General features: G+C 40.5%; 23 protein-coding genes. 15 read left to right on the top strand and 8 right to left on the bottom strand.

Translation table 11 applies throughout. From position 1 onward, the window contains the following. Nucleotides 1-119: 119 nt before the first annotated feature. Nucleotides 120-1,094 carry a nitronate monooxygenase family protein gene (locus A7P54_RS06175; RefSeq protein WP_171549000.1) on the top strand — a complete coding sequence of 325 codons (975 nt, stop codon included), beginning with the start codon at nucleotides 120-122 and terminating at the stop codon, nucleotides 1,092-1,094. 118 nt (nucleotides 1,095-1,212) lie between these two features. Here the strand turns inward: A7P54_RS06175 and A7P54_RS06180 are convergent, their stop codons facing one another. Next, complete coding sequence (locus tag A7P54_RS06180) at nucleotides 1,213-2,457, bottom strand: saccharopine dehydrogenase NADP-binding domain-containing protein (RefSeq protein WP_171549001.1); 1,245 nt, start codon at nucleotides 2,455-2,457, stop codon at nucleotides 1,213-1,215. Nucleotides 2,458-2,493: 36 nt separating this feature from the next. After that, on the bottom strand, nucleotides 2,494-3,390 hold the full coding sequence (locus tag A7P54_RS06185) for an acetoacetate decarboxylase family protein (RefSeq protein WP_171549002.1): 897 nt from the start codon (nucleotides 3,388-3,390) through the stop codon (nucleotides 2,494-2,496). 426 nt (nucleotides 3,391-3,816) lie between these two features. Here A7P54_RS06185 and A7P54_RS06190 point away from each other — a divergent pair, with 426 nt between their 5' ends. Together A7P54_RS06190 and A7P54_RS06195 are read left to right on the top strand one after the other, a co-directional pair. After that, nucleotides 3,817-4,647, top strand: a complete 831-nt coding sequence (locus A7P54_RS06190; protein WP_005203741.1) for an alpha/beta hydrolase — start codon at nucleotides 3,817-3,819, stop codon at nucleotides 4,645-4,647. Between the two features lie 212 nt (nucleotides 4,648-4,859). Beyond that, nucleotides 4,860-6,098 (top strand): NADH:flavin oxidoreductase/NADH oxidase family protein, encoded by a 1,239-nt coding sequence (locus tag A7P54_RS06195; protein WP_171549003.1) that lies wholly within the window; start codon nucleotides 4,860-4,862, stop codon nucleotides 6,096-6,098. A gap of 172 nt (nucleotides 6,099-6,270) precedes the next feature. On the opposite strand, the gene A7P54_RS06200 is transcribed toward A7P54_RS06195, so the two are convergent. The 3 genes from A7P54_RS06200 to A7P54_RS06210 form a co-directional block, all read right to left on the bottom strand. Continuing rightward, nucleotides 6,271-7,305 carry an acetoacetate decarboxylase gene (locus A7P54_RS06200; protein WP_171549004.1) on the bottom strand — a complete coding sequence of 345 codons (1,035 nt, stop codon included), beginning with the start codon at nucleotides 7,303-7,305 and terminating at the stop codon, nucleotides 6,271-6,273. Nucleotides 7,306-7,482: 177 nt separating this feature from the next. Further along, nucleotides 7,483-8,289, bottom strand: coding sequence for a type 1 glutamine amidotransferase domain-containing protein (locus A7P54_RS06205; RefSeq protein WP_171549005.1), 807 nt, complete (start codon nucleotides 8,287-8,289; stop codon nucleotides 7,483-7,485). A 111-nt stretch (nucleotides 8,290-8,400) separates the two neighbouring features. After that, nucleotides 8,401-8,814, bottom strand: a complete 414-nt coding sequence (locus A7P54_RS06210; protein WP_005188404.1) for a MerR family transcriptional regulator — start codon at nucleotides 8,812-8,814, stop codon at nucleotides 8,401-8,403. A 90-nt stretch (nucleotides 8,815-8,904) separates the two neighbouring features. Between A7P54_RS06210 and A7P54_RS06215 the strand changes: the two genes are divergently transcribed. After that, the gene (locus tag A7P54_RS06215; RefSeq protein WP_171549006.1) at nucleotides 8,905-9,600 is read left to right on the top strand and encodes a type 1 glutamine amidotransferase domain-containing protein; all 696 of its coding nucleotides are present in this window, start codon (nucleotides 8,905-8,907) and stop codon (nucleotides 9,598-9,600) included. A gap of 95 nt (nucleotides 9,601-9,695) precedes the next feature. Here A7P54_RS06215 and A7P54_RS06220 read toward each other — a convergent pair whose 3' ends face one another. Continuing rightward, complete coding sequence (locus A7P54_RS06220) at nucleotides 9,696-10,397, bottom strand: NAD(P)H-dependent oxidoreductase (protein ID WP_171549007.1); 702 nt, start codon at nucleotides 10,395-10,397, stop codon at nucleotides 9,696-9,698. A 127-nt stretch (nucleotides 10,398-10,524) separates the two neighbouring features. Here A7P54_RS06220 and A7P54_RS06225 point away from each other — a divergent pair, with 127 nt between their 5' ends. The 10 genes from A7P54_RS06225 (at nucleotide 10,525) to A7P54_RS06270 (ending at nucleotide 21,786) form a co-directional block, all read left to right on the top strand. Further along, nucleotides 10,525-11,382 carry a LysR family transcriptional regulator gene (locus tag A7P54_RS06225; protein ID WP_171549008.1) on the top strand — a complete coding sequence of 286 codons (858 nt, stop codon included), beginning with the start codon at nucleotides 10,525-10,527 and terminating at the stop codon, nucleotides 11,380-11,382. Between the two features lie 151 nt (nucleotides 11,383-11,533). Further along, entirely contained in the window at nucleotides 11,534-12,055 is a 522-nt protein-coding gene (locus tag A7P54_RS06230; RefSeq protein WP_171494307.1) for a sigma-70 family RNA polymerase sigma factor, read from the top strand. Further along, nucleotides 12,056-13,063, top strand: coding sequence for a FecR domain-containing protein (locus A7P54_RS06235; protein WP_171549009.1), 1,008 nt, complete (start codon nucleotides 12,056-12,058; stop codon nucleotides 13,061-13,063). It begins immediately after the preceding gene. A 173-nt stretch (nucleotides 13,064-13,236) separates the two neighbouring features. Further along, nucleotides 13,237-16,419: a TonB-dependent receptor gene (locus tag A7P54_RS06240; protein WP_289846857.1), complete on the top strand. Its 3,183-nt coding sequence runs from the start codon at nucleotides 13,237-13,239 to the stop codon at nucleotides 16,417-16,419. 186 nt (nucleotides 16,420-16,605) lie between these two features. Then, nucleotides 16,606-17,397: a Slam-dependent surface lipoprotein gene (locus tag A7P54_RS06245; protein ID WP_171549010.1), complete on the top strand. Its 792-nt coding sequence runs from the start codon at nucleotides 16,606-16,608 to the stop codon at nucleotides 17,395-17,397. Between the two features lie 106 nt (nucleotides 17,398-17,503). Next, complete coding sequence (locus A7P54_RS06250; protein ID WP_171549210.1) at nucleotides 17,504-18,967, top strand: surface lipoprotein assembly modifier; 1,464 nt, start codon at nucleotides 17,504-17,506, stop codon at nucleotides 18,965-18,967. 10 nt (nucleotides 18,968-18,977) lie between these two features. Then, nucleotides 18,978-19,892 (top strand): energy transducer TonB, encoded by a 915-nt coding sequence (locus A7P54_RS06255; protein WP_171549011.1) that lies wholly within the window; start codon nucleotides 18,978-18,980, stop codon nucleotides 19,890-19,892. Nucleotides 19,893-19,924: 32 nt separating this feature from the next. Beyond that, entirely contained in the window at nucleotides 19,925-20,524 is a 600-nt protein-coding gene (locus A7P54_RS06260; protein ID WP_085942818.1) for a biliverdin-producing heme oxygenase, read from the top strand. Nucleotides 20,525-20,551: 27 nt separating this feature from the next. Beyond that, nucleotides 20,552-20,998, top strand: coding sequence for a YbaN family protein (locus A7P54_RS06265; RefSeq protein WP_171549012.1), 447 nt, complete (start codon nucleotides 20,552-20,554; stop codon nucleotides 20,996-20,998). Nucleotides 20,999-21,111: 113 nt separating this feature from the next. Continuing rightward, on the top strand, nucleotides 21,112-21,786 hold the full coding sequence (locus A7P54_RS06270) for a YjjG family noncanonical pyrimidine nucleotidase (RefSeq protein ID WP_033132814.1): 675 nt from the start codon (nucleotides 21,112-21,114) through the stop codon (nucleotides 21,784-21,786). Here A7P54_RS06270 and A7P54_RS06275 read toward each other — a convergent pair. Then, nucleotides 21,781-22,212, bottom strand: coding sequence for a hypothetical protein (locus tag A7P54_RS06275; RefSeq protein WP_171549013.1), 432 nt, complete (start codon nucleotides 22,210-22,212; stop codon nucleotides 21,781-21,783). The two genes, A7P54_RS06270 and A7P54_RS06275, sit on opposite strands and share 6 nt — an antisense overlap. Nucleotides 22,213-22,374: 162 nt before the next feature. Here A7P54_RS06275 and mhpT point away from each other — a divergent pair, with 162 nt between their 5' ends. Then, nucleotides 22,375-23,637, top strand: coding sequence for a 3-(3-hydroxy-phenyl)propionate transporter MhpT (gene mhpT / locus A7P54_RS06280; RefSeq protein WP_171549014.1), 1,263 nt, complete (start codon nucleotides 22,375-22,377; stop codon nucleotides 23,635-23,637). Nucleotides 23,638-23,696: 59 nt separating this feature from the next. Here mhpT and A7P54_RS06285 read toward each other — a convergent pair whose 3' ends face one another. After that, complete coding sequence (locus A7P54_RS06285; RefSeq protein WP_171549015.1) at nucleotides 23,697-24,128, bottom strand: SRPBCC family protein; 432 nt, start codon at nucleotides 24,126-24,128, stop codon at nucleotides 23,697-23,699. Nucleotides 24,129-24,265 lie beyond the last annotated feature (137 nt).

Genomic DNA, 24,265 nt, shown 5'->3' on the forward strand with positions numbered 1-24,265 from the left:
TGTTGCATAAAAACTTTTATCTAGATATGATGAAGTGAATTTTAAAAAAGTGAAATGCTTCTTATTTCTAAAAAAGGCTTTATCTATTTGAAATAATGAGTATCTAAAGGATAAAAGTAATGTCAAAAATTCCAGAATTAATGAAAAACCTGAGACTCCCTGTAATTGGTTCACCGTTATTTATTATTAGCACGCCCAAGCTAGTGTTGGCGCAATGTAAAGCTGGGGTGATTGGTTCGATGCCGGCATTGAATGCACGACCTGCCGAAAAGCTAGAAGAATGGCTGAAAGAGATTACTGAAGGAATTGCTGAGCATAATGCCTTACATCCAGACCGACTAGCAGCGCCTTTTGCAATCAACCAGATCGTGCATAAAAGTAATAATCGTCTTGAACATGACATGGAATTGATTGTCAAATACAAAGTACCGATTGTGATTACATCACTTGGTGCAAGAACAGAAATCAATGATGCGACACATAGTTATGGTGGTGTCGTTTTACATGATGTTATTAACAATACCTTTGCCAAAAAAGCAATAGAAAAAGGTGCGGATGGTTTGATTGCAGTGGCTGCAGGTGCTGGTGGTCATGCAGGCGTCAAGAGTCCATTTCCATTAATTCAGGAAATTCGTGAATGGTTTGATGGACCTTTGGCTTTGTCGGGTGCGATTGCTACTGGTGATGCGGTTCTTGCGGCACAGGCAATGGGAGCAGACTTTGCTTATATTGGTTCAGCATTTATTGCCACACATGAAGCCAATGCAGAAGACGCTTATAAGCAGGCGATTGTCGATCATAATTCAGATGAAATTGTCTATTCCAACCTATTCACTGGTGTACATGGCAACTATCTGGCACCAAGTATTCGTGCGGCGGGGCTTGATCCAACCAATTTACCTGAAGGTAATCTGAAAGATATGGATTTCAGTACACCGAATGAAGATGGTACACAGCATAAGGTCAAACCATGGCGTGACATCTGGGGATGTGGTCAAGGCTTAAATGCAATCAAAGCCACTACTTCAGTCGAAGAACTGGTGACTCGACTTGAAAGAGAGTATCTCGCTGCAAGAAAACGTCTCATGCTTTAAGTTTTAAAATCAGGCCTTAATTTCTAAGGCCTGATAAGTTTTATGATGCTGTTTTTAACAATGAGTATTCACTTACTGACACGTTCCCCTATAACAGAGGAGTTAAAAACAGAAGATTTTAAACCTGCTCAAAAGTAAGCCCAGCATGTTTTGTTAAACGTTGAATAAATCGATCATCAAACATGGTCGCAGGTGTCCAAAAGCCACCTTGAGTAGTCGATTTTTCGCCATTTTTGGCATGGTCAATGGCAAGACTCAGCGCTGCTTGTCCCAACATCTTTCCTGTAGAGCCATAACCAGGATCACGGTCACCAGTTACTTTGATTTTTAGGCTTTGTCCTGCATCGGTTTTACCCACAAAACGTAAGTCAAATCGGCCTGCCAATTGTTGCTCCGGCGTAGGGCCTTCTCCTGGCTTTGGTAATAGATAACGTTCCATCACTTGGCTAATCGGTTTACTGACCGCAGCGAGCATAAATGCCCCCAGACCAGAGACCACAGCTAAGGCTTTTAAACGTCCTTTTAGCCCTTCACCTGTCAAAATCGCTTCGTTATAGCGAAAGTTGTTGCCATAGGCATTACCCGATAAAGCATTAGAACGTTGTACCACACGTTCATTTACAGCAGCCATGACAAAAGGCGCAATCCATGCATTAAAATCAGGATCGAATTTGGCACTTTTGATATAAATCTGTCTTTGGGTATTGCCATGATCTGCGGGGCAGAGAATGTATGGATTAAGTAGATCTTTACGCAATGCAGGATCAGCCGCAGCCTCTTGAATCACATTGATCAAACTCGCGACTGTACCGCCAGATGCACCACCTTTTAAGGTTTTAACCCGCATGGAAACTTGAGTGGCAGGCGCATTAAACTGCTGTTGTGCTTGTTGCTGCAGGTAATAAACGCCCATATCCGATGGAACTGAATCAAATCCACAGCAATGCACAATACGCGCACCTGAGAGTTGTGCTTGCGCTTCATACTTGGTGATCATGTGTTTAATCCACTGGGTTTCTCCAGTCAGATCACAATAATCTGTTCCGTTATTCACACAGGCTTGAATTAACGGTTCACCATACAAAGCATATGGGCCAACCGTTGAGACGACCACACGTGTTTGTGCGCAAAGTGCATCAAGCTCGGTTTGACTATTGGCATCAGCAACCAAGATTGGAACAGCCTGTCCAACAGCGCCAAGCCCATCTTTGACCTGTTGTAATTTCTGTTGGGAACGTCCAGCAATTGCCCAACGGATCTGTTCTTTTTGAGTGGCAAAATATTCGGCCAAATACTGGGTTAGAATCTGGCCGACGAAGCTAGTCGCACCAAAGACCACAAGATCATAATTTAATTTTGTCATTACTTGTTTTTCCTTAACGATTTGATGAGTTGAATATTAAAGTGCTTTGGGCAAATGGAGAATAACTTGTGTGTCTTGAACCACGTCTAAACGAAGAATCTTCGACGCACCAAGTTCATTTAATAATTGACTTAAAGGACCACCATGACGGACTAATTTGACTTTTCTAGGCAGAAGTTTTTGTCCAAAAGATAAGAGATTAGATTGAACCAAGGTTTGCTGCCATTTGCCATCAACCAGATGTAACATCGTTGCTTGACTCATACGTGATTCAGATTTTACCTGCTTTAAGTGAGGTGTCGGTGCAATCAGGCTTAAATCGATTTTGCCCGTTGTATCCTTTAGGCTCGCATTCATGTCTTTGGAGCTGATATCGACCTTAATTTCAGTGAGCCATTTAGGAAGTTGGTAAGCATAAACACCACGGACCCGCGCAATTTCTGTATCTACAGGTAGCGCTAAAACATGTGCGTAAAAATGGCGTTGACGAATCGAGCTGATGAGCTCTAAAGCATGAGAACCATGTGCATTAGGCTTACGGACCACAATTGCGACAGAGACTTCATTATATGGATCATTATCACAAACAGAGTATGTAAAGAAGGTAACAGCGACCAGCCCATAGCCGGGGAAGGCCTGTAAAGGCTCTAAAGGTGCGGGTAATTTTTTCTTGAGTTGTTTAAGTGGTGCTAACATCAGCACTTGTACATTGCCACTACGATAATAAAAATTGGGTGCCCAAACCAGACCAACTCTCGATTCAACCCATTGTTTAGGCGTTTTGCGAAAGAAATCAATATTGCCAGCGGCAGGATCCTGTGCAACTTGATCTAAATCGGGATTCATTCTAAACCGGTCATAATATCCACCTTTGGGAACATTGACTTTTTGTTGCCCAAACTCAACTTCAGTAAACTGTTTATTGCTTTGCATATTCGTAAACCTTTGATTGACCAAGTCATTCAAAATGCCTGCCAATGACAAGAACATTTCTTATATCTGAGTTCACTATAAGATTAAAGTGAACTTTAATGTCAAGCAGCAAAATTTGATATTTGATAAGTACAAAGCTGGTTCGTTGAAACAATGTAAAGAAAATAAGTGCTGAAAACATTTAACTTTGTGAAAAAAATCATTGATCTCAATGAGTAAGTCTATTGATCATTCGTTTATTTTTAATCATTAAATTACATTTTTATTATCAGAATAGGACTAAAAGCATTGACCTTAAAGCGAACTTTAATCTTAGTATAGAAACACTATCCACACGGATGGTACTTAAAAAATGTAGTTATAAGTAAATTAATTAGAACATAGATCATGAATCGACAGTGTAAATCTTACACAGGAGAAACAAAGATGGCATTCGTTACGACAAAAGATGGTGTAGATATTTTTTATAAAGATTGGGGACCTCGCGATGCACAGGTCTTATTTTTTCATCATGGTTGGCCACTCAGCTCAGATGATTGGGATGCCCAACTATTATTCTTTTTAAATGAAGGTTTCCGTGTTGTCGCACATGACCGTCGCGGGCATGGTCGTTCCAGTCAAGTCTGGGATGGGCACGATATGGACCATTATGCAGATGATGTTGCAGCTGTAGTGCAGCATCTTGGGATTAAGAATGCGATTCATATTGGCCACTCAACAGGTGGTGGTGAGGTAGCTCATTATATTGCACGTCATGGTGAAGCGAATGTTGCCAAGGCCGTTTTGGTGAGTGCGGTACCACCTATTATGGTCAAAACAGCCAATAATCCTGACGGTCTACCTAAAGAAGTCTTTGATGACTTGCAAAATCAGTTATTTAAAAACCGCTCGCAATTTTACTATGATTTACCAGCGGGGCCTTTCTACGGTTTTAACCGTCCAGATGCAAATCCATCTGAACCTGTGATCTGGAATTGGTGGCGTCAGGGCATGATGGGTGGCGCAAAAGCACATTATGATGGCATTGTGGCCTTTTCCCAGACTGATTTTACTGAGGACCTGAAAAAGATTTCAGTCCCTGTATTGGTAATGCATGGTGATGATGATCAAGTTGTACCTTATGAAAATTCTGGGGCATTGTCTGCCAAATTGGTACAAAACGGAACTTTAAAAACCTACAAAGGTTTTTCTCATGGCATGTTAACCGTGAATGCCGATGTCATTAATCCAGATCTATTGGCATTCATTCGTGCGTAGGCGGCATTGATTTGATTCAAAATCCCATTCAAGAATAGAGGCATATTTGCCTCTATTTTTTATTTTAAGCATTTTTTTGATATTGGTATCACTTGTTAAGTTTATGATTTTATTTCGATGATTTGAAAATATTAATAAAGTGCAATCAAACCTATTGACATTAAAGTTTACTTTAATCTTAAAGTGAAGCCATACTCAATGAGGTAATCAAAATGAAAGTCTTTGAACAATTAGTTTTCCCGAATGGTTCGAACATCCCCAATCGTATTGCAAAAGCAGCAATGGAAGAAAATATGGCAGACTTAAATCATGCGCCATCTGAAGAGCTGATGCGTTTATACCAAGCTTGGGCGGATGGAGGTGTAGGTTTGATTATCACAGGTAATGTCATGGTAGATCGTCGTGCCATGACAGGACCCGGTGGTGTCGTACTTGAAGATGAAAAATATTTGGATACATTCAAACGCTGGGCGCAAATCGGTCGTTCGAAGGGTGCACAAGTGTGGTTGCAAATCAATCATCCTGGCCGTCAAATGCAATCTAATTTAGGTCAAGAGACTTGGGCACCTTCTGCGGTTGCTTTAGATCTAGGCAAAATGTCAGATCGTTTTAATACCCCGATTGAAATGAACCAAGACATGATTAATGAAGTGATCCATCGTTTTGCCAACACCGCACGTCTAGGAGAAAAAGCAGGCTTTACTGGTGTTGAAATCCATGCGGCACATGGTTATTTACTCAGTCAGTTTCTTTCGCCACTCAGTAATAAGCGCCAAGATCAATGGGGTGGCTCTTTGGAAAATCGTGCACGTATTTTGATTGAGATTGTTAAAGCAGTGCGTGCTGTGGTTTCAGACAGATTTACAGTGGCGGTTAAGCTGAACTCGGCTGACTTCCAACGCGGTGGTTTTAGTGCTGAAGATGCACAGCAAGTGGTTATGATGCTCAACGAACTGGCTGTTGATCTGGTTGAGTTATCTGGCGGGAGCTATGAAGCACCTGCAATGCAAGGTCAGGCACGTGATGGTCGTACCTTGGCGCGAGAAGCTTACTTCTTAGAGTTTGCTCAAGAAATTGGTAAAGTGGCCAAGATGCCTGTGATGGTGACGGGAGGAATCCGTCGTAAACAAGTCGCTGAACAAGTCATTGAAAGTGGTGTCGATATGGTGGGGATTGCCACAGCTTTGGCAATCGATCCAAATCTCCCAAATGAGTGGAAGCGAGGGCAAAATACGGCACCAGAGTTGAAAGTAATTACATGGGAAAATAAAACCTTAGCATCGCTTGCCAATATGGCCACAGTGAAGTTTCAGTTGCGTAAACTCAGTCTTGGTAAATCAACCAATCCAAAAGTTTCTCCGCTTTGGGCGTTGATTTTGCAACAATCAGCAATGACATGTCGTACGCGCCAATATAAAAATCGAATGCGTACATATTCACTTCCATCTTAAGCTGAGCAACAACTTGCTAATACTTAGCTAATAGATTGAACAACAGCCAATTGCAGAACAATCTGTAATTGGCTTTTTTATGGGCAAGCGATTAAAAATATTGGAAAGGAAAAAGTGATTTCTGATCATAAAAAATCCGCTTTATTCAGAAAGCGGATTTTTTCTCATATATCTATTTTGTATTTTCTTTAGCTTGATCTAATGCAGGAAAAGGAACGGGCATATTAAGTGCCAATTGAGCATCTTTTACTACATCTAAACGTAATATCTTGTTTGCACCTAAATCATCAAGCAATTTGCTCAACGGACCATCACTGCGAACAAGTTGCACATTTTTAGGAAATAACTTCTGTCCAAATGCAAGCGTATTCGATTCCACAGAAGTGCTGTGCCATTTACCATCAACCAACTGATACATGGTTTTGGTTTCAATCCGTGATTGTGGTTTGACTGTTTTAATTTTAGGTAAAGGCGCTGTTAGACTTAAATCAGATGTGCCATCGGTATTAAAAATATGGGCTTGCAGATCGTGGCTACCAATTTTCATATCAATTGGTGTTAACCATTTAGGCAATTGATAACCATAAACCCCACGAACACGGGCAATCTCAGTATTTACAGGTAATGCCAGTACATAGCCATAATATTGATGCTTTCGCATAGAGCTAAGTAATTCAGTACTATTGAAGCGGTGTACGTTAGGTTGGCGCACCACAATGGCGACAGAAACTTCATCATAGGGATCTACATCACCAACGGCATAAGAGAAAAAGGTCAATGAAACCAAACCATAACCAGGGAGTGGCTGTAAAGGTTGAAGTGGAGTGGGGAGCTTAGCTTTTAATTTTGCAATAGGCGCTAACATCAATACTTGAACATTACTGGTTCGATAATAGAAATTCGGTGACCAGACTTTACCTACTCGGGTATCAACCAGCTTTTTAGGAATACTACGGAAGTAATCAATATTGCCTGCTGCAGGGTCTTTTGCAACGTCATCTAAGTTTGGATTCATGCGAAAGCGATCATAATAGCCACCTTTAGGCACAGCGACTTTATAAGGTCCAAATTCAACGATTGTGGACTGTGCAGTATGGGTGCTGCCACTGATTTGGGGTGAATTGGTTTCAGTTGCATAAGCTGCCGTAGCAAGTATCAAACTGAATGACATTACAGATATGCGATGTAAATGAAGCTTGTTGATCATGATTGTGTTCCTCCTATAGGTCTAACTTAAATGCTAAGATTAAAGTTAACTTCAAGGTCAAGCATTTTTGAATAAATGTAGGGAACAAATCATTTTCAAGTGAAATAAGATAAAGCTAAACTCCCGTAGATGTTAAAAAAAACCAGATAATCAAATCTGGTTTTTTTAGAAAAAAGTCTAATTTAAAGTATTTAAGCGCTTAACGACTGCCTCTGCAATTTCTTTACTTGATTGTGGATTTTGCCCAGTGATAATCCGATCATCAGCGATCACAAAAGAAGTAAATGGAAAGAAAGCATGCTTATATCTTGCTCCTCGTTGTACTAATCCATCTTGCAACGAGAACGGAACTTGGGACTTAATTCCTGATAAAGTCTCTTCAATATAGGCAAAGCCTGTAACAGTACGGCCTGCTATGAGTGGTTGACCCATTGGGGTTTGAAGCGACAATAATCCACCTACACCATGACATACTGCTGATATAACACCACCTTGCTGATAAATCTTTTCGCTGATCTGCTTTAGGCCTTGGTTGTTGGGAAAATCCCACATGGTGCCATGTCCACCCGTGTAATAAATCGCTTTATATCGGGAAGGATCAATGGCATTGGGTGCTAGTGTATTGCTTAGGCGTTGCATGAATTGGGGATCAGCCAAGTGTTTTTTTGCTGACTGATCAACATAAATCGGCTTAAGACTACGTTCATCTAGCGGTACAGCACCACCTTGTGGACTGACAAAATCCATGTCATAGCCAGCCGCTTGCGCTACATCATAAAAATGGGTGAGTTCAGTCAGCCACAATCCTGTCGTATCTGATCGAGTTGGATAAGCTGAGTGGTTGGTCATCACCACCAAAATTTTGCCTTTTGGCTTAGCTTGTACGCGTTGTTGAGCAGCTTCGGTTGCATAGGTCATATTAGTTATGAATATAAGCATAAAAATGCCAATCAACCACTTTGAAAAGTTCCAAACTTTAAACATGACAGGTTCCTCATTTGATCCCTGAGATTGATGCTATGCTTAAAGTGAGGTTTAAGGTCAAGTACTTTTGTGGATTTCTTTATGAGTAGTCGTTGTGATGACGGTGACGTATTAGACTTTGTCGTTGGTATAGTACAGATTGAGCAAACGCTGTGCATTTTCTTCGCAGGTAATTTCATCTGGTTTGCTATTGATCGCCACAATCATCATTTGCAGATTTTGCTTACTCACTGCCAGTTTTTGCTCTAGTTCTTCAATATCTTTGATCTTGCTTTCGAGCAAGCCAATGAGAATGTCATGATTCCATGAAGAGACATTCGATGGTAAAAACGCTTTAATTTCTGTCAGAGAAAAGCCAACTTGCTGTGCTTGTTGGATCAGGAATAGCTGTTTGAGATCATTTTCACTATATTCCCGATAGCCATTTGATTTGCGTTTAGCCTTCGGTAATAGCTTGATTTGCTCATAATAACGAATGGTTGGGGTGCTTAAACCACTTTGTTTAGATAATTCACTAATATTCATTACTGATTTTCTCTTGACATTAAAGCAAACTTTAAGCTTATAGTGATGCAAAAGCAAGATTAAAAATAAATCAAAAAGTAGAGGTGAAAGATGTCAAAACGTATTCTCCATGTGGTAACCAACGTCTCTAAATATGAGGGTATCGATCGTCCAACTGGATTATGGTTAGGGGAACTGACGCATGCCTATGATGAGTTTGAAAAGCAACATTATATTCAAGATATTGTTAGCCCAAACGGAGGTCATTCGCCGATAGAACCTAAATCATTAGAACGTTTTGTTGCCGATGCTTCTGTGCTTAAACGTAAAAATGACCCCGTTTTTATGCAGCTCTTGGAAACCACCAAAAAGCCCTCTGAGATTAACTGGCAAGATTATGACGCAATCTATTACACCGGTGGGCATGGGGTCATGTGGGACTTCCTAGACAATGCTGAATTGCAGAACATCACCAAAAATATTTATGAACATGGTGGCATTGTTGCCAGTGTCTGTCATGGTTATTGTGGATTGCTCAATGTTCAGTTATCAAATGGACAATATTTAATTCAAGGGAAAAAGCTGACAGGTTTTGCATGGTGTGAAGAAGTATTGGCTGGTGTGGCAAAGAAAGTACCTTATAACGCTGAAGAACTGTCAAAACAACGTGGCGCACTTTATCAAAGAAAATTCATTCCATTTCTACCCAATGTCGTGCGTGATGCGAACCTGATTACAGGACAGAATCCATTTTCTGCACGTGTTACCGCATTTGCGATGATTGATGCTTTAGAAGCTAAATCATGAATTTTCATCAGTAAAACAGTTAAACAGAAAATGGATAAAGTGATCTATAAGAATCACGCTATCCATTAATCTTCTACTTATTTTAGATGCCGAAATTATTCATATTCCATATGCAACGCGCTGTTTCGTTGCTGAGAAAGTGCTAATTCTGTTGCGAGTATTTCTGCTTGATTGAATGCCTTGTCTAAAGATTTTTGATGGCGAGTATCTGCAAATTCTTGGTATTCAGATGCAATTTCATCAATATGCTCAACCCCTAAATATTTGCTTAAAGTACGTAAATGCGGCACAAGATGGCTTTGATTGGCACGAATACCATCGGCATTAAAACCAAATTCTCCACTTGACGTGATAATCAACAAGCGTTTACCTGACAGTAAAGGTTGGAGTGGAAAGTCTCCGCGCGCAAGGTCAAAGTCAAAGGTTTTATTGATACGAATGATTTGATCAAACCACGCTTTTAGTTGTGCAGGCATACCATAGTTATACATCGGTGATGAAATCACAATGAGATTGGCTGCTGCAACTTCGGCAATCAATTGATCAGATAAGGCTAAGATTTCCTTTTGCGCGGTTGTTCTTTTTTCTTCAGGGCTAAACACCGCACCAATCCAGTCTTGATTAATAAAAGCGGGTGGATTCATGCCTACATCACGATAAATATACTCATCTATCACTTGTTGCTGTTGTAAGGTCTCAATAAAGCGTTTCGCGATATTTTTGGAAATGGAGTTATGACTTGGATTTGGATTGAAAGCTGCTCGAACACTGGCATCAATATGTAATAGGGTTGTCATGATCGCTCACTTGAGGAATTAAAAGATAAACTCATCTTAAGAGGTCATTAGAGGCTAGACAAACCAGTAAATTACAGCTATGAATGAGTTAAATTCATCTATAAAACTTATTTATGGAGTGTTGAAAATGCAGGTTTCTTTACAAGCATTGAAAGCATTTGAATCTGCTGCTCGTTTAGGCAGTTTTAAATTGGCTGCGGAGGAGTTGTCTTTGACACCAACTGCTATTTCTCATCACGTCAGCAATTTGGAAAGCCGTTTAAATGTGGACTTGTTTTATCGACAGGTTCGAAAAATCAGCTTAACAGAGACTGGCGAAAAATTAGCGATCGCAATATCTAAAGGATTTCGGACTATTGAAGATGCTTTAGAAGAGGTGAGTACCGCCAGCCGAGTGATTAAGATCACCACAACGTCATCCTTGGCAGCAATGATTTTGATCCCAGCCATGCAGACTTTTTCACAACTCCATCCAGAGATCGAGATTGAGATCTCTACAGGTGAAAGTTTGGAAAATCATCTATATGCACTGCCAATTCGCTATGGGGCTGTTGCATCTGTTTCCTCTACAGACATTATTAAACATGAGTCATTTAATGTATTTGCAGCCGCAGGGCTATATACAGAGAATTGGGCTGAACAGTCGATTACGCTGTTTAACACCGAATGGAAAAATAAGAATTTGCCTAAACCGCCATTGCAAACATGGCTTGAGAAAAATATTTTTGAGGAAAAAAATATAACTGTGCAGCACTTTGACCAAGAAATTTTTGGTATTCAAGAAGCGCTGATGGCGAATGGATTGGTATTTTGCTCAAACACATTGGTCAGTCGATTAATACAGGCAAAATTGATGCAATCATTAGCAACTGAAAGTGTGCAATCCGAATTATGTTATTACATTCAGGACAAAGAACAATTAAAGCGTAGAAATCGGCATATGAATGAACTGATTTTGTGGGTAGAAGCACTTTTAAATCAATAGATTATTGCTTATTACTACATTCTTGCAGCGATGCCATATGCAACTTGTGCTTATAAAAATAACAGTCAACTAAAGTTTGTGCGATTCTTTCTTGATTTTATAAATGATAATAATTATCATTTAAGCACACTTTGTTTTGAGTCAAATGATTGTGAACAAAACCCCTATGCTTGTAGATCAGTTATACAGAAACCATAGAGGCTGGCTTCATCAATGGTTGAGACAAAAAATAGGCAACACTGAGCAAGCCGCTGATCTGGTGCAAGACACCTTTATCAAATTACTGCAAACACGCGATGAGCTGCTGGGCATTAAAGAACCTCGCGCTTATCTTACTTCAATAGCAAAAAACTTACTCATCGACCAAGTCCGTCGCAAACGCATAGAACAGGCTTATTTAGATGGCTTGAGCCAGATGGAATACATGCTGGATACAGTTGCTTCGCCAGAAGATCAAATGCAGATTATTCAGGCGCTGGATCAGCTTTGTAAAGCATTAGAAGATGTCTCTGCTAAAGCACAACAAGCATTTATATTGCATTACCTTGAAGGTTATACACATAAGGAAACGGCAGAACGATTGGGTGTTTCAACCAAAATGATTCAGAAATATCTAGCAAACTGTCTGGCTCGCTGCTATCTGATTCGTTTAGAAATGGATGTCAGCATTTAAATGGCAATCGATAAACAAGACCATCATCAACTGGTTGAAGAGGCTGCATTATGGATTGTGCAGTTAAGCTCAGATGATGAGCCAACCCGAAAAAAAGCTCAATTGCAGTTTAATCAATGGAAACAGAACAGCCAGCAACATCAAAAAATTGCAGCTGATATCGAGCAGTGTATTCGCTCAATCCAAAAAGTATCTCAAACAGCACAGCATAAAAAAGTGGTTCAATCAGCACTTAAAGCAGGTTTAGGGTCTGCAAAAGCGTATAAGCATGTTCGTGCGGGGAGCGCATTTGTCATTGCATTCGTTATCCTCAGTGGCAGTTTCCTTTATGTGTCTGATACCTCTATTGCCTATATCGGTGCTGATATTCAAAGCGATTCGGCGCAGTGGACAACACAAACCTTACAAGATGGTTCGCGCTTAATTCTACGGGGCAAGAGTGCAGTCAATATTGATTTCCAAGCAAAGCAAAGAGTGGTCGAATTGGTGCAAGGGCAGGTTTATGTTGATGTTGCCAAAGATCCAAATCGCCCATTTTTAGTCAAAACCAAACATGGGCAGATTCAAGCGCTTGGAACGGCATTTAGTGTGGCATTTACACCTTCAGCAACAGAATTAAAAATGTTGCATTCGCGAGTTCGTGTACAAGCCGCAGCAAATGGTTATTCAGCTCAACAAGTGATTGTAAGTGCGGGACAAGCCGTCAGTATGAATCAGAACGGAGTGCAGCCAATTTCGGCACTCAATATTTATAATGAACAACAAAAGTGGAATAAACATCAATTGATGGTAGAGGATTTACCGCTCGATCAGGTGTTAAAAGAATTAGATCAAAACTACAAAGGCAAAATCTTGTTTAATGCTGAAGCATTACAAGATATCCAAGTAAATGCAGTGTTGCCCTTAGACCAAACTCAAGATGCACTTAAATTATTAGCAACAGTATTTCCTAACTTAAAAGTTTATCAAATAACACCTTATCTCATTGTAATTTCATTAAAAAAATAGTCAGTATATGCATAGTCAAATGAATGCATATTAAAAAGTTTTTAATTTTTTTAAAATTTAGGTTCCACTTTTTTCAAAGCTGCTCGTCATAGTAAGTAGAAGCAATAAATTTGGGATCATTTTATCTCAATAGATTTAATGATTCTTATTTACATTTACTGGGGTGGGCAAGAATGAAGAAAGTCGGAGATGGTCAAATGCGAAGTCGGAACTTATTTCGATTTTCAACACTCGCATTTGCTGTACATACAGTGTGTATTGCGAGTTTAGCTTTACCGATGCAACATGCTTATGCAGAAACCGTTGCGGCAAAATCTTATAATATTCCTGCAGGGACTTTAGCCAATGTATTGAATCAGTTTGCTGAACAATCGGGGACTTCAATTGCCATTGATGCACAGCAATTAAAAGGGCAATACAGTTCAGGATTAAAAGGTAACTTTGCATTAGAGCAAGGTTTTCAGCATATTTTAGCGTCTTCGGCATTCTATGCAGTCAAAGTCGGACAGGGTTATACACTGGCAAAAAAGACAGCTAAAAATAGTAATGCACCTTCAAGTGCCTCAGTAACTGCGATGAATCATACATCTTCGATTCAAGCTCAAGATGACGAAATCTCTGTTCGTTTGACGCCAATGGTAGTCTATGGTCAAGAAGATCGTGATACTCAGGGCAGCAATCGAGTCTATGATGCCAATCGATCTTCTGTTTATGCAGGCAAAGACTATATTGAGCGTTTTAAAGGCACCAATCCTGCCGATGTTTTACAAGGGATGGTTGGGGTTTATAGTGGTGATGCCCGGAATAGTGGCGCTTTAGATCCGAGTGTACGTGGTGTGCAAGGCGTAGGTCGAGTGCCATTAACTATTGACGGTACTGAGCAGTCGATTGCGGTGTGGCGTGGCTACAATGGCGTGAATAACCGAAATTATATCGATCCCAATCTAATTGCAGGCATCGAAGTGATTAAAGGACCATCACTAGAGCGTAACACCTCAACCTCAGTCGGTGGTGGTGTTGTGGTTAAGACCTTAGAAGCGGATGATATTGTTCGTCCGGGTAAAACCTTTGGCGCAGAACTAAAAGTAGAAGGTTCTACCAACGCCATTGATCCCTCATTGCCCGACATGAGTAAAATCGGCAAAAACTATAATGATACGACGCCGTGGGAGGATATTAATGGTCAAAAATACGATCCAGATATTTATAAAAAGAACCGAACTCGCAATGATAATTCTAACTTCTCGGGAGATGATTTAGCGGGCCGACTCGCATTGGCAATGAAACAGGATAAATTTGATTTATTGGCTGTTTATGCCGTTCGTGAACGTGGCAATTATTTTTCAGGTACACATGGCGCTGGCTATTACAAACGTGCTGAGCCAAGTAATAGTCTTGATTTTATTCCTTATTTTGCGCATTCCTATAAACCTGGTAATGAAGTCCCCAATACCTCAAGTCAGATGGAGTCTTGGTTATTTAAGGCAGGTTATCGACCAAGCGATGATCAAGCGCTGAAATTCACTTATCGAGATACCAAAAATAGATTTGGTGAGATCATGCCCTCACGAATTGAATGGGGGTTAACCCCTGAAATTGGTGTACCGCAATGGCCACTCAGTGATATTCGTTCTAAGGCCTATAGCTTAGAATACAAATATAAACCTGAGAATAATCAGTGGATTGATTTCTATACCAATATTTGGCAAACCGACACCGAAAGCCAGACCTATACACGGGGTGGATGGCCAACGATTATTGATTTTAGAGATAATCGTCTGATCAATACGGCAATCAGTCATTCAGACAATCGACGCCAAGGTATTAGTATCAGTAATAAAGCACAATTAACGAATCAGCTCGATTTAACTTTGGGGGGAAGCTTCTTAAAAGAAAAGCTCACTTCTGATGATATTTATGGTGAACACGGTCCAAGTTATTCCTTATATCAAGCTTTACCTCGTGCGGGACGTCGTGAAGAAAAGACCTTTGATTTTAATTTCAACTATCGACCAGCTTCTTGGCTAAGCTTTGATGCGGGTATGCGTTATCGCTCTTATTGGGCCTTTGATGACTTCTTAAATAAATCGATCAGAGATGGTATTGATCCTTCGTTAAATCCGTTATTTACCAAGAAAAGTAAAGTCAAAGAATACAACTTTGAATATCGAACCATGCCTGAGAGTTATGATGCTCAGCAACAACGTATGCTAAACCTTTTAACGCAACGTTATGCAGCCAACAATCCTGATTGGGATGGCCGTTTAGAAACGGTGCCTGCATCAGAAACAGCTTTGTACAGCCGGATTTGGTCACAGAAAAATACACTCACTTGGAAAGCTGATGAAAATGGTCATTTGGCTCTAGCCGATAATATATTAAACCAACTGAATGCCTTAGGGCAGAAATATGTGGTGATCGGTAGTGGTTTCCAGCCTGTTGTAATTGAGCAAACGCCGATTGAATCGGCTCAGAAAGTAAAAGACAGTGGTTGGGCACCTCAACTTGGCGCATCCATTCATTTGACTGAAAATAATCGGCTTTATGTACGCTATGCAGAGGAATATCGCTTACCAAGCTTATTTGAAAGTACGGTTGGCTTCTCTGCGATGATGCCATCTCAAGCAATTAAACCCGAACATGCGTTTAACTATGAAGTGGGTTATGTGTATGACATGCGGAATTGGCTCAGCTCAGCTCACAATGCCGATATTAAGTTGGCCTATTACTACAACAAAACCAAAAACGTAATTGAGCGTAATCAAAATCTGATTTTTACCAATATGGATGAGCAAAAGCTTTCTGGTATTGAGTTGCAAAGCCGTTTTGATAATGGTGCTTTCTTCACTGATTTAAGCATGGCTTATAACCTCAAAAATGAAGTCTGTGACAGTAATAGTGCCATTAATAAAATGATTAATAGCGGTACCGTACAAACAGATCAAGGTATTCAATTCCGCGATGCTTATCAACGTTGCGTCGATGATGGTTTTCCAAACGGTTATCTGGTGACGATGTCGACACCTGAGCTTAGCGCACATGCTTTATTGGGCGCGCGCTTTCTAGATGAAAGATTGGAGCTTGGTGCGCGAGCAACTTTCTACAAAGGCTATGAAAGCCCATTACGTAAAAATAACGATGCAGGTATCAATAAAGGCTATTACCTCAATGTGCCTCTCGCTTGGGATGATACGTGGATTTTTGATGCCTATGCACGCTATCAAGTTGATACCTATAACACAGTTGAATTTGTTGGAAATAACCTTTCGAACCAGTTCTATATTGATCCTTTAACTCGAAGCGCAATGGCTGCACCAGGCCGTACCTTGAAAGTCAGCTGGACCACCAAGTTTTAATACAGAATTTAATTTCGACTTTCTAATGAGTCGAGATTAGATAAAGGTAAATAATGATATTGAATGATTATTATTTACAAAATCAGGGCAGTTATAGATCTTACTGTTCCTATAACTAAATAGATAACGATAGCGTTATCTTCATTGAAACAATAACTTAGCTTTAGAAAAATGGAGTAACAATAAATGAAAATCTCTCAACTGTTTATCGGTCTTGTTGCATGTTCTGCTGTGTTTGCACATGCAGGTATTGATGGTGCTTCAAGTAATGAAAACAATATCATTATTGGCGCTGCTGCAAATGCTAGCCACCCAGGTGGTGCAGCAGCCGTTTCTGTACAAGCGGCTGGTGCACCCTACAATGCATTTACAGGTTTTAGCTCGTTAAAAGGTTTAGCACAAGCGTTCACTGCACGCGGTGCAAGCAATACTGATGTGACTGTCGGTAGCAAAACTTTTAATATCTCCCATATTCCTGTTTCGGCAATGCCACCTTCACATAGTGCCTTAGGTAATTTCAATTTTGGTCAGGTGGGCACACAGGAAGTCTATTTTGGTGAATGGTGGAAAGCGGGTGATACAACAGCAAGTGCAAGTCATACTGTTTATTACGCAGGTGACAATACCAATACTACAGTACCAACCTCTGGTACGGCGACTTATACCGTTGCAGGGATTAATGGTTCAGCAACCAATCTGCTAAGTGGTAATTTAACTGCTAACTTTGGTGCAGGTACTTTAGAAGGATCATTAACTGGAACAGGGACTGCAGTTTCAAGCTTAAGCTTAAATGGTGTGACATTTAATCCACGTACTGCGGCATTCAGTGGCGGCGCTAGTGCAAATGGTACGGCTGGGCTAAATAATTCAGGTATTGTTCAAGGACACTTCTTTGGTGCAAATGCTGCAGCTTTAGCGGGTATTGCCGAGTTTAATAATGCTGCTTATAACACTGCCTTTGGTGGTGCGAAAAACTAATCACGGTGAAAGGAATCTACAGCAGTAGATTCCTTTTTCTTGTTTATGGCTTGATGACTTTTATTTGTGTTTTACGGTTTTTATGAAAAGAACATTGCTGTGCTGTCTGATTTTATTGGCGAGTTCATCACTTTATGCAGATGATGAGACACAACTTCGCCTGAATCAAAACTTGGATCAGAATTTATTACAACAACAGCATCAATTACAACAACAAGGGGTAATTCGGAGCACAGACGAATTACCGAATATTGTGATTAATGGTCAAGTATTTGAGGTTGAGAAGAACCAAGATGATCTGGCAAAAGCTTTATATTTGGCTGTTATGCAAAAGCAATGGGGCAATGCTGTCGTTTATCTAAAGCATTATCAACAATATGATGGCTATGACCAAGCTTTAACTGATTTTGCCGAGGGTGCATTGGCACGTACTCAAGGAAAGCTCAAATTAGCAGAGCAAAAATTCCAAAGCAGTCTCAATAAACAACCCAATAATCTGATTTGTGAACTTGAGTTAGCGCGCGTGCTGTTTGAACAGCAGAAGAACAAACAAGCAGCACGCCTTTTTACATCGATTCAGAACAAATTGGGGCAGAGTGATCGTGGTGTGATTCCACCTGCGGTTGAGCAAACGGTTAATCTGTTTGTTAAGGCCCTTGATCAACGTGACGCATGGCAAGGCAGTGTTGCGATTGGACCAACGTATGCCACGAATCTGAATAGTTCTTCTGAACAAAGCAAAGCATGGACGCTATATGGCTTTGACAAAAATGGTAAGGTCATTCCTGTTCAAATTACCCGTGGAAGTCCTAAAGCCGAGTCGGCAACAGGTATGGACTATGAAGCCAGTTTGATGAAACGCTTTTCTCTTTCTGGAAATCATGGTCTCTCCTTGCGTGGTTTGGCTTATGGACAGTCTTATGATGGCCACGCTGACTTTAATGAGTCAACCTTCAATATCAATGCAGGCTATAGTTTTTTTGATTTAAAAAATCAGATCACAATTGCACCATTATTTGAGCATAAGCGTTATGCCAATGATGGCCTGTACAATGCTTGGGGTGCGCGCGCAGAATGGATGAGATTTATCTCCGCCGATAAAGCACTCAAGCTTGAAGCTGAAATCAAAGATTTAAATTATCAAAAATATAAGACCTTAGATGGTAAAGAAAGTTCAGCCATGCTGACATTTTGGAAAATTCTACCTGAACAATGGACACTGTTTGGTGGCTTGGATGTCTTAGATCATGATACCCAAGAAAAATATATGGCAGCCTACCAACAACAAGGTGTTCGTTTAGGCTTGAGTAAACCGTGGAGTGCTGGATTAACTACCACTATATTGGGTTCATATCGCTGGCGTCAGTTTGATCGATATACGGCAACATTTGGAACTCGTCGTCAAGATTTTGAACAGAACTATACCTTTGTACTGCAAATGCCTCGTTTCCAGTTTTATGGCATGACGCCGAATCTGACCTATCGCTATAACCGGAATAACAGCAATGTAGATTGGTTGTATTCCTATGACAAACACAATGTCAGCTTAAAGCTTGAGCATCGTTTTTAGGAAGATGATGATGAAATCAAAATTCTTCGATCAGCACGATGTTCTTGCTAACAAAGCACCAATGGTTTGGTTTTTCACGCGCGCTCACCAAAAGTGGATCACAGTCATTCTGGTTTTTGTTTTGCATCTATTGGGACTGTGGTCATTGAGCCGTCTTATTGAGCCTTATACTTTGGCAGCTTCACCCCAAGTGAATGCGTTGAAAATTCATTTTATCTCTTTATCAGCATCGGAATATGAATCTCCTCAAGCAACAGCAAAAGTTGAAGTGGCCCAAACATCAACAATCCCCGCATTAGAAAAACAAACAAGCAATCGCGCTGCTCCGACCAATACTGAAAACACAGAACAAAAAGTGATAAGCAGTCAGAGTGCTATGCATGAAGTGCCAAAGCAACAGAGCAGCCACAAAGTTGAAACTTTAGCCGTGAAGTCCACAGCAGAAATAGCGGCTCAACTTTCAGAAAGCAAAGCAACACAAGAGACCCAATCGGATCAATCATCACAAATGTTGACAGACAATCCACTAAATTCGAAACAACAAATAGGACAGGCTCAATCCCAATCCGGTGGTGTAAATATAGCAGCAACGCAACAGGAATTGGCTCGTGCACCTGAAAGCCAAGTTGATCGTGATGAGCCCGTTCAGGTCAGCAGTGTTGATGTGTTGAGCTTTGGCAAGCTTGCTTACGATGATCGGGAACTTAAACAACAAAACCGTGTGGTGGAATTACGGCTACGTATCAATGAAAACGGTCAGCCCATCGAGATTCAATTAAAACAAAGTTCAGGGATTAGCAGTCTAGATCAGCGTGTACTACAAGCTGCTCTTCAGTCCAAATTCAAACCTTACAAGATCAACGGTCGCGCAGTGGCGATTGTTGTGGATTTCCCAGTGCAACTCAAACTCAGTCGGAGTCGTTAACCGATGAGTCCTATTCTTTTTCTAGGAGAATAATCATGAACGCAGCAACAGAGCAAATGATTGCCAATCGCCTTTCTCAGCGTCTAAAGCAAGAAACAGCGGCAGAACATGAACGTATGCACCAGTTAATGGCACAAGCAGATGTATTTTCAAGCAAGGAGAAATACGCCCAATTTACCTTGTCGCAATATTATTTCCAGCAGGAAATTGAGCATCTTTTTGAACAGGAGGGGGTTGCTGGACTGATTCCAGATCTGGGCATTCGTGGCCGCTCACAACAAGCCTTTGATGATTTGCAAGATTTGGGTATTCAGCCCGCAGGTCAGACATTACAAAGTGCTGAAGTCAAATTGCCTGAAGCATTAGGTTGGATCTATGTATCAGAAGGCTCAACTTTAGGTGCCGCATTTCTGTTTAAACAAGCGCAGAAGCAGTTAGGTTTCTCCGAAACATTTGCAGCGCGCAATCTAGCGGCTTATCCAGAAGGTCGAGCAAAGGTGTGGAAACGTTTTGTTGAGGCACTTGATGAGGCTGATTTTGACCAAGTGTTACAAGATCGTGTGGTGCAAGGCGCTTTAGATGCATTTGGCTATTTTGGAAAGGCATTAATCCAGCTCGATGAGTTGAAATAAGTGATCAGGCAGTAACAGCTTTTCAGTATGGGGAACGTTAATCGCATGGATAATCAAATGAAAACAGAGACCTTATCGCCAACACCACAGCCAGCAAGCAAGTTAGCGCGTTCAGTGTGGTGGCGATTATTGTTTATCTGTCTGGCTTGGCTATGCATCGGTTTAGGGATTCTTGGCATTTTTATTCCAGGGCTACCAACGGTTGATTTTATCCTGTTAGCAGTGTTCTTTGCAGCCAGAGGCTCTGAAAAGCTCCATCAATGGTTTCTCAACCATCGTTTTATCGGACCGATTATTCAAGAATGGCAAGAAAACAGACGTATTCCCAAGAAAGCAAAATATATCTCTACTGTGAGTATGAGTATTGCTGCGGGTATTATGATATGGACTATTCCACATCCGTGGGTGGTCTATCCACTGATTGCCTGCATGGCAGCAGTGTTGATCTGGATGTGGGTGCGAGATAAAGACTGAGCGCATAGTCAGACGAGAATATCGAGTATTGAGCAGGCCACATCGGCTTGCTCTTTTATCACTCGGTATAATAAAATTATCTCAATATTTGCTTCGGTTGTAAGATTGCTCTGATGTACAAGGCTATATTCTTTGATATTGATGATACTTTGTTGAATTTTAGCGTTGCTAACCGCGCTGCATTTATTCAATCTTTTGCTGAATTTAATTTAGATCATGATGATGCTACTTATTCAACCTATAAAGCCATTAATCATCATTTATGGGAAAAGCAGAAGTTAGGTCAAATTACGGTACAAGATGTCATTAATAATCGATTTAAACAATTATTTCGGGCATTAAACCTTGAACTTAACCATGACCATTTCCGTGATACCTTTCAAGGCAATTTAGCCAAACAGCATACGCTTGAGGCTGGTGCAGTTGAAGCCATTGATTATTTGAGTCAAAAATATAAGCTATTCGCTGCATCCAATAGCATTCTTATTCAACAAAAAGCTCGTTTAGACTTGGCTGGCTTATTGCCACATTTCTCTGATTTATATATTTCAGATGACATTGGCTATGAAAAACCGGATCAGCGTTTTTTTGAAACCTGTTTGCATAGAAGCCAGATTGCGAAAGAAGAAGTTCTGTTCATTGGGGATAGTCTTGAAGCGGATATGAAAGGTGCTGCTTCTTGTCAGATCTCGACCTGTTGGTATAACCCAAATAATTTACCCAATCAGTTGCAATTAAATATCACACATACCATTCAGCATTTATCTGATTTAGTAAAGATTTTATAAATCGATGCGATCTGGTTGATGGGATTTAAGATGAATCAAAATCAGCCAGTAACAAATCGCTGGAATGAGAGCGATAAACAAGGAAAAAATATCCGCATAGACCAGCCACCATTGCTTTGAGAGTTGGCCTGTATGAGCCCAAGCTAAAAGAGTAAAAAAGGGTGCCGCAACGACGAATGAGCTTAAGCAGATTGTGAAAAAATTCAGATATTGATAACAATTTAAGACAAGCGAGAACAAGAATGAAAATGGAACGGTCAAAAGGCAATAAGCCAAATAAACCAGAAGATGCCCGACAATAACTGCAAATATTGAACCGAATTTAAACGCATTGTTCATGAGAATAAACAGCATAGCCATCAAGCAGAGTAAGGGAACTGGAGCTAATAATAGCGATTTAAAAATGATCTTTTTCTTATATTTCAAATGAGACGCCTCAAGTTATTCGAATTACATATTGCATAATTCTAATACATATTGCGTAACTATATTCGCTCTGCTAGTCTTTTTAGCGGCTTAAAGGATATTTAAATCGATATTTGGAATTTTAGATCGATAAACTGGAAGAATCAAAAAGGGAAGATAACAATGTTAAAAGAGACCAATATAGAGGCAGGCGCTTCAAAACAAGCAATCGTGATTACACTCATCCTCTGTTTCATTTTTGCCATTATTGAAGGATTTGATCTGCAATCTATGGGGGTTGCTGCACCACGGATGAAAGCAGAAATGCTGTTAAACAGTACCGAGATGGGCTGGGTGTTTAGTGCCGCCGTTTTAGGCACATTACCTGGCGCACTGATTGCAGGTCGAATTGCTGACTCGATTGGGCGCAAAAAAGTATTTATCACTTCGATTGCAATTTTTGGCTTGATGTCTTTAATGACGCCCTTTAGCAAGGATTTGAATTCCTTACTTTTAGTTCGATTTTTGACTGGACTCGGCATGGGTGGGGCTTTGCCCATCGTGATTACCATGGTTTCAGAAGCGGTACCTGAAAAGTATAAAGCGACGGCTGTCAGTGCGATGTATTGCGGTATGCCGATTGGAGGTGTTTTGACTTCCGTGGTAGCTTTATCTCTGACAGCAGATCATGAATGGCGACATATCTTTTATATAGGCGGGATTGCCCCTTTAATTTTAGTTCCTATTCTTATTTTATTTTTACCTGAATCAAAAGCATATCTGAACAAAATCCCTCAGGTCACTACACAAAAACCAAGTGTGTTGAATGTCCTTTTTGCCAAACCACGTGTCGTGGTGACGTCTAGTCTATGGCTCAGCTTTTTTGGTACCTTGTTGGTTTTAGCATTGTTTCAGAACTGGTTACCAACGTTAATCTCAGGACTAGGACTCGATAAGCAACAAGCCAGTTATATTCAGATTGGTTTTAATTTAGGTGGTTCGATTGGCGTGTTGATCTTGGGCTTAATGTTAGACCGACTCAACAAATTCTTTATTGTCGCCAGTGTTTATGCCGGTATTCTCGCGTCATTGATTGGTTTGGCATATTCCAATAGCGCATCGAGTTTTATCTTGTTTGCTACAAGCTGCGGGATGTTCGTGATTGGCTGTCAGTCAATTTTATACACCTTGGCTGCCAAGTATTATCCGACTGAAATGAGAGGCACAGGAGTGGGGGCTGCGGTTGCTGTAGGACGCTTAGGTGCTTTTGCAGGGCCTTTAGTTGCAGGTTATCTACTCGGAACCGGGCAAAGTGAGATTGTTGTAATTGCCTCTAGTATTCCTATGATCTTATTGGCCGCAATCTCAGCATTAATTTTACTACGTAAGCCAGAGCATTCAATTACTCGGAAAGAACCTCTAGGCACAGTGACATCTTCACTTTAAGCATAGCGTAAACCTTGACGGTAAGAACGAAACCGTCAAGGAGCAATACCTAAACAACATTAAAATTTTAGTTTTTTCAGACCACGGTTGATACCGTTTTGTAATGCAGCCTTAATAATTGGGCCAATCAAAGGAACACGGCCTTTAAAGCTAATGGTGTAATCCAAGCGAGTGCGATCACCGCCTAAATCGGTAAACCTCATAACGCCACGATGTGCTTTAATTGGACTAATACCACTGGTGATTGCATATTCGATCAATTCATTTTCTTGGTAAACCAAGTTAGTTTCAACAAATGAAGGCGCTAAAGGAATCGAAAGTTTACGTGCAGAACCCACGCCATTTCGCGCTTCTTTGCCATTACTAATACGCGTGATTTTTGCTGGTGCAAAAATCTTGTTGAGATTTTCATGTTCACTGAGAACTGCAAACACCTTGTCTATGGGCGCATTGAATTCTTGTATTATTTTGACCTGTTGTGTTTTTAACATATTGGAACCCTTCCAAATAATTTGACATGATGGATTGTCAGTATATTGATGTTAGCATGCTTTATATACATTCTGAATTTACCTTTATCGGAAATTCACTTGCTTTTTTATACAGCTTAGTCATGCCGATTTTCAGA

The organism is Acinetobacter sp. Ac_3412 (genome assembly GCF_013072675.1).
Classification (GTDB): domain Bacteria; phylum Pseudomonadota; class Gammaproteobacteria; order Pseudomonadales; family Moraxellaceae; genus Acinetobacter; species Acinetobacter higginsii.

Coding starts and splice junctions, on each gene's coding strand:
- A7P54_RS06240 (WP_289846857.1), top strand. CDS start 13,237: ATGAAGAAAGTCGGAGATGGTCAAATGCGAAGTCGGAACTTATTTCGA.
- A7P54_RS06185 (WP_171549002.1), bottom strand. CDS start 3,390: ATGCAAAGCAATAAACAGTTTACTGAAGTTGAGTTTGGGCAACAAAAA.
- A7P54_RS06195 (WP_171549003.1), top strand. CDS start 4,860: ATGAAAGTCTTTGAACAATTAGTTTTCCCGAATGGTTCGAACATCCCC.
- A7P54_RS06285 (WP_171549015.1), bottom strand. CDS start 24,128: ATGTTAAAAACACAACAGGTCAAAATAATACAAGAATTCAATGCGCCC.
- A7P54_RS06245 (WP_171549010.1), top strand. CDS start 16,606: ATGAAAATCTCTCAACTGTTTATCGGTCTTGTTGCATGTTCTGCTGTG.
- A7P54_RS06205 (WP_171549005.1), bottom strand. CDS start 8,289: ATGTTTAAAGTTTGGAACTTTTCAAAGTGGTTGATTGGCATTTTTATG.
- mhpT (WP_171549014.1), top strand. CDS start 22,375: ATGTTAAAAGAGACCAATATAGAGGCAGGCGCTTCAAAACAAGCAATC.
- A7P54_RS06220 (WP_171549007.1), bottom strand. CDS start 10,397: ATGACAACCCTATTACATATTGATGCCAGTGTTCGAGCAGCTTTCAAT.
- A7P54_RS06200 (WP_171549004.1), bottom strand. CDS start 7,305: ATGATCAACAAGCTTCATTTACATCGCATATCTGTAATGTCATTCAGT.
- A7P54_RS06215 (WP_171549006.1), top strand. CDS start 8,905: ATGTCAAAACGTATTCTCCATGTGGTAACCAACGTCTCTAAATATGAG.
- A7P54_RS06180 (WP_171549001.1), bottom strand. CDS start 2,457: ATGACAAAATTAAATTATGATCTTGTGGTCTTTGGTGCGACTAGCTTC.
- A7P54_RS06270 (WP_033132814.1), top strand. CDS start 21,112: ATGTACAAGGCTATATTCTTTGATATTGATGATACTTTGTTGAATTTT.
- A7P54_RS06235 (WP_171549009.1), top strand. CDS start 12,056: ATGGCAATCGATAAACAAGACCATCATCAACTGGTTGAAGAGGCTGCA.
- A7P54_RS06175 (WP_171549000.1), top strand. CDS start 120: ATGTCAAAAATTCCAGAATTAATGAAAAACCTGAGACTCCCTGTAATT.
- A7P54_RS06225 (WP_171549008.1), top strand. CDS start 10,525: ATGCAGGTTTCTTTACAAGCATTGAAAGCATTTGAATCTGCTGCTCGT.
- A7P54_RS06210 (WP_005188404.1), bottom strand. CDS start 8,814: ATGAATATTAGTGAATTATCTAAACAAAGTGGTTTAAGCACCCCAACC.
- A7P54_RS06190 (WP_005203741.1), top strand. CDS start 3,817: ATGGCATTCGTTACGACAAAAGATGGTGTAGATATTTTTTATAAAGAT.
- A7P54_RS06265 (WP_171549012.1), top strand. CDS start 20,552: ATGGGGAACGTTAATCGCATGGATAATCAAATGAAAACAGAGACCTTA.
- A7P54_RS06255 (WP_171549011.1), top strand. CDS start 18,978: ATGAAATCAAAATTCTTCGATCAGCACGATGTTCTTGCTAACAAAGCA.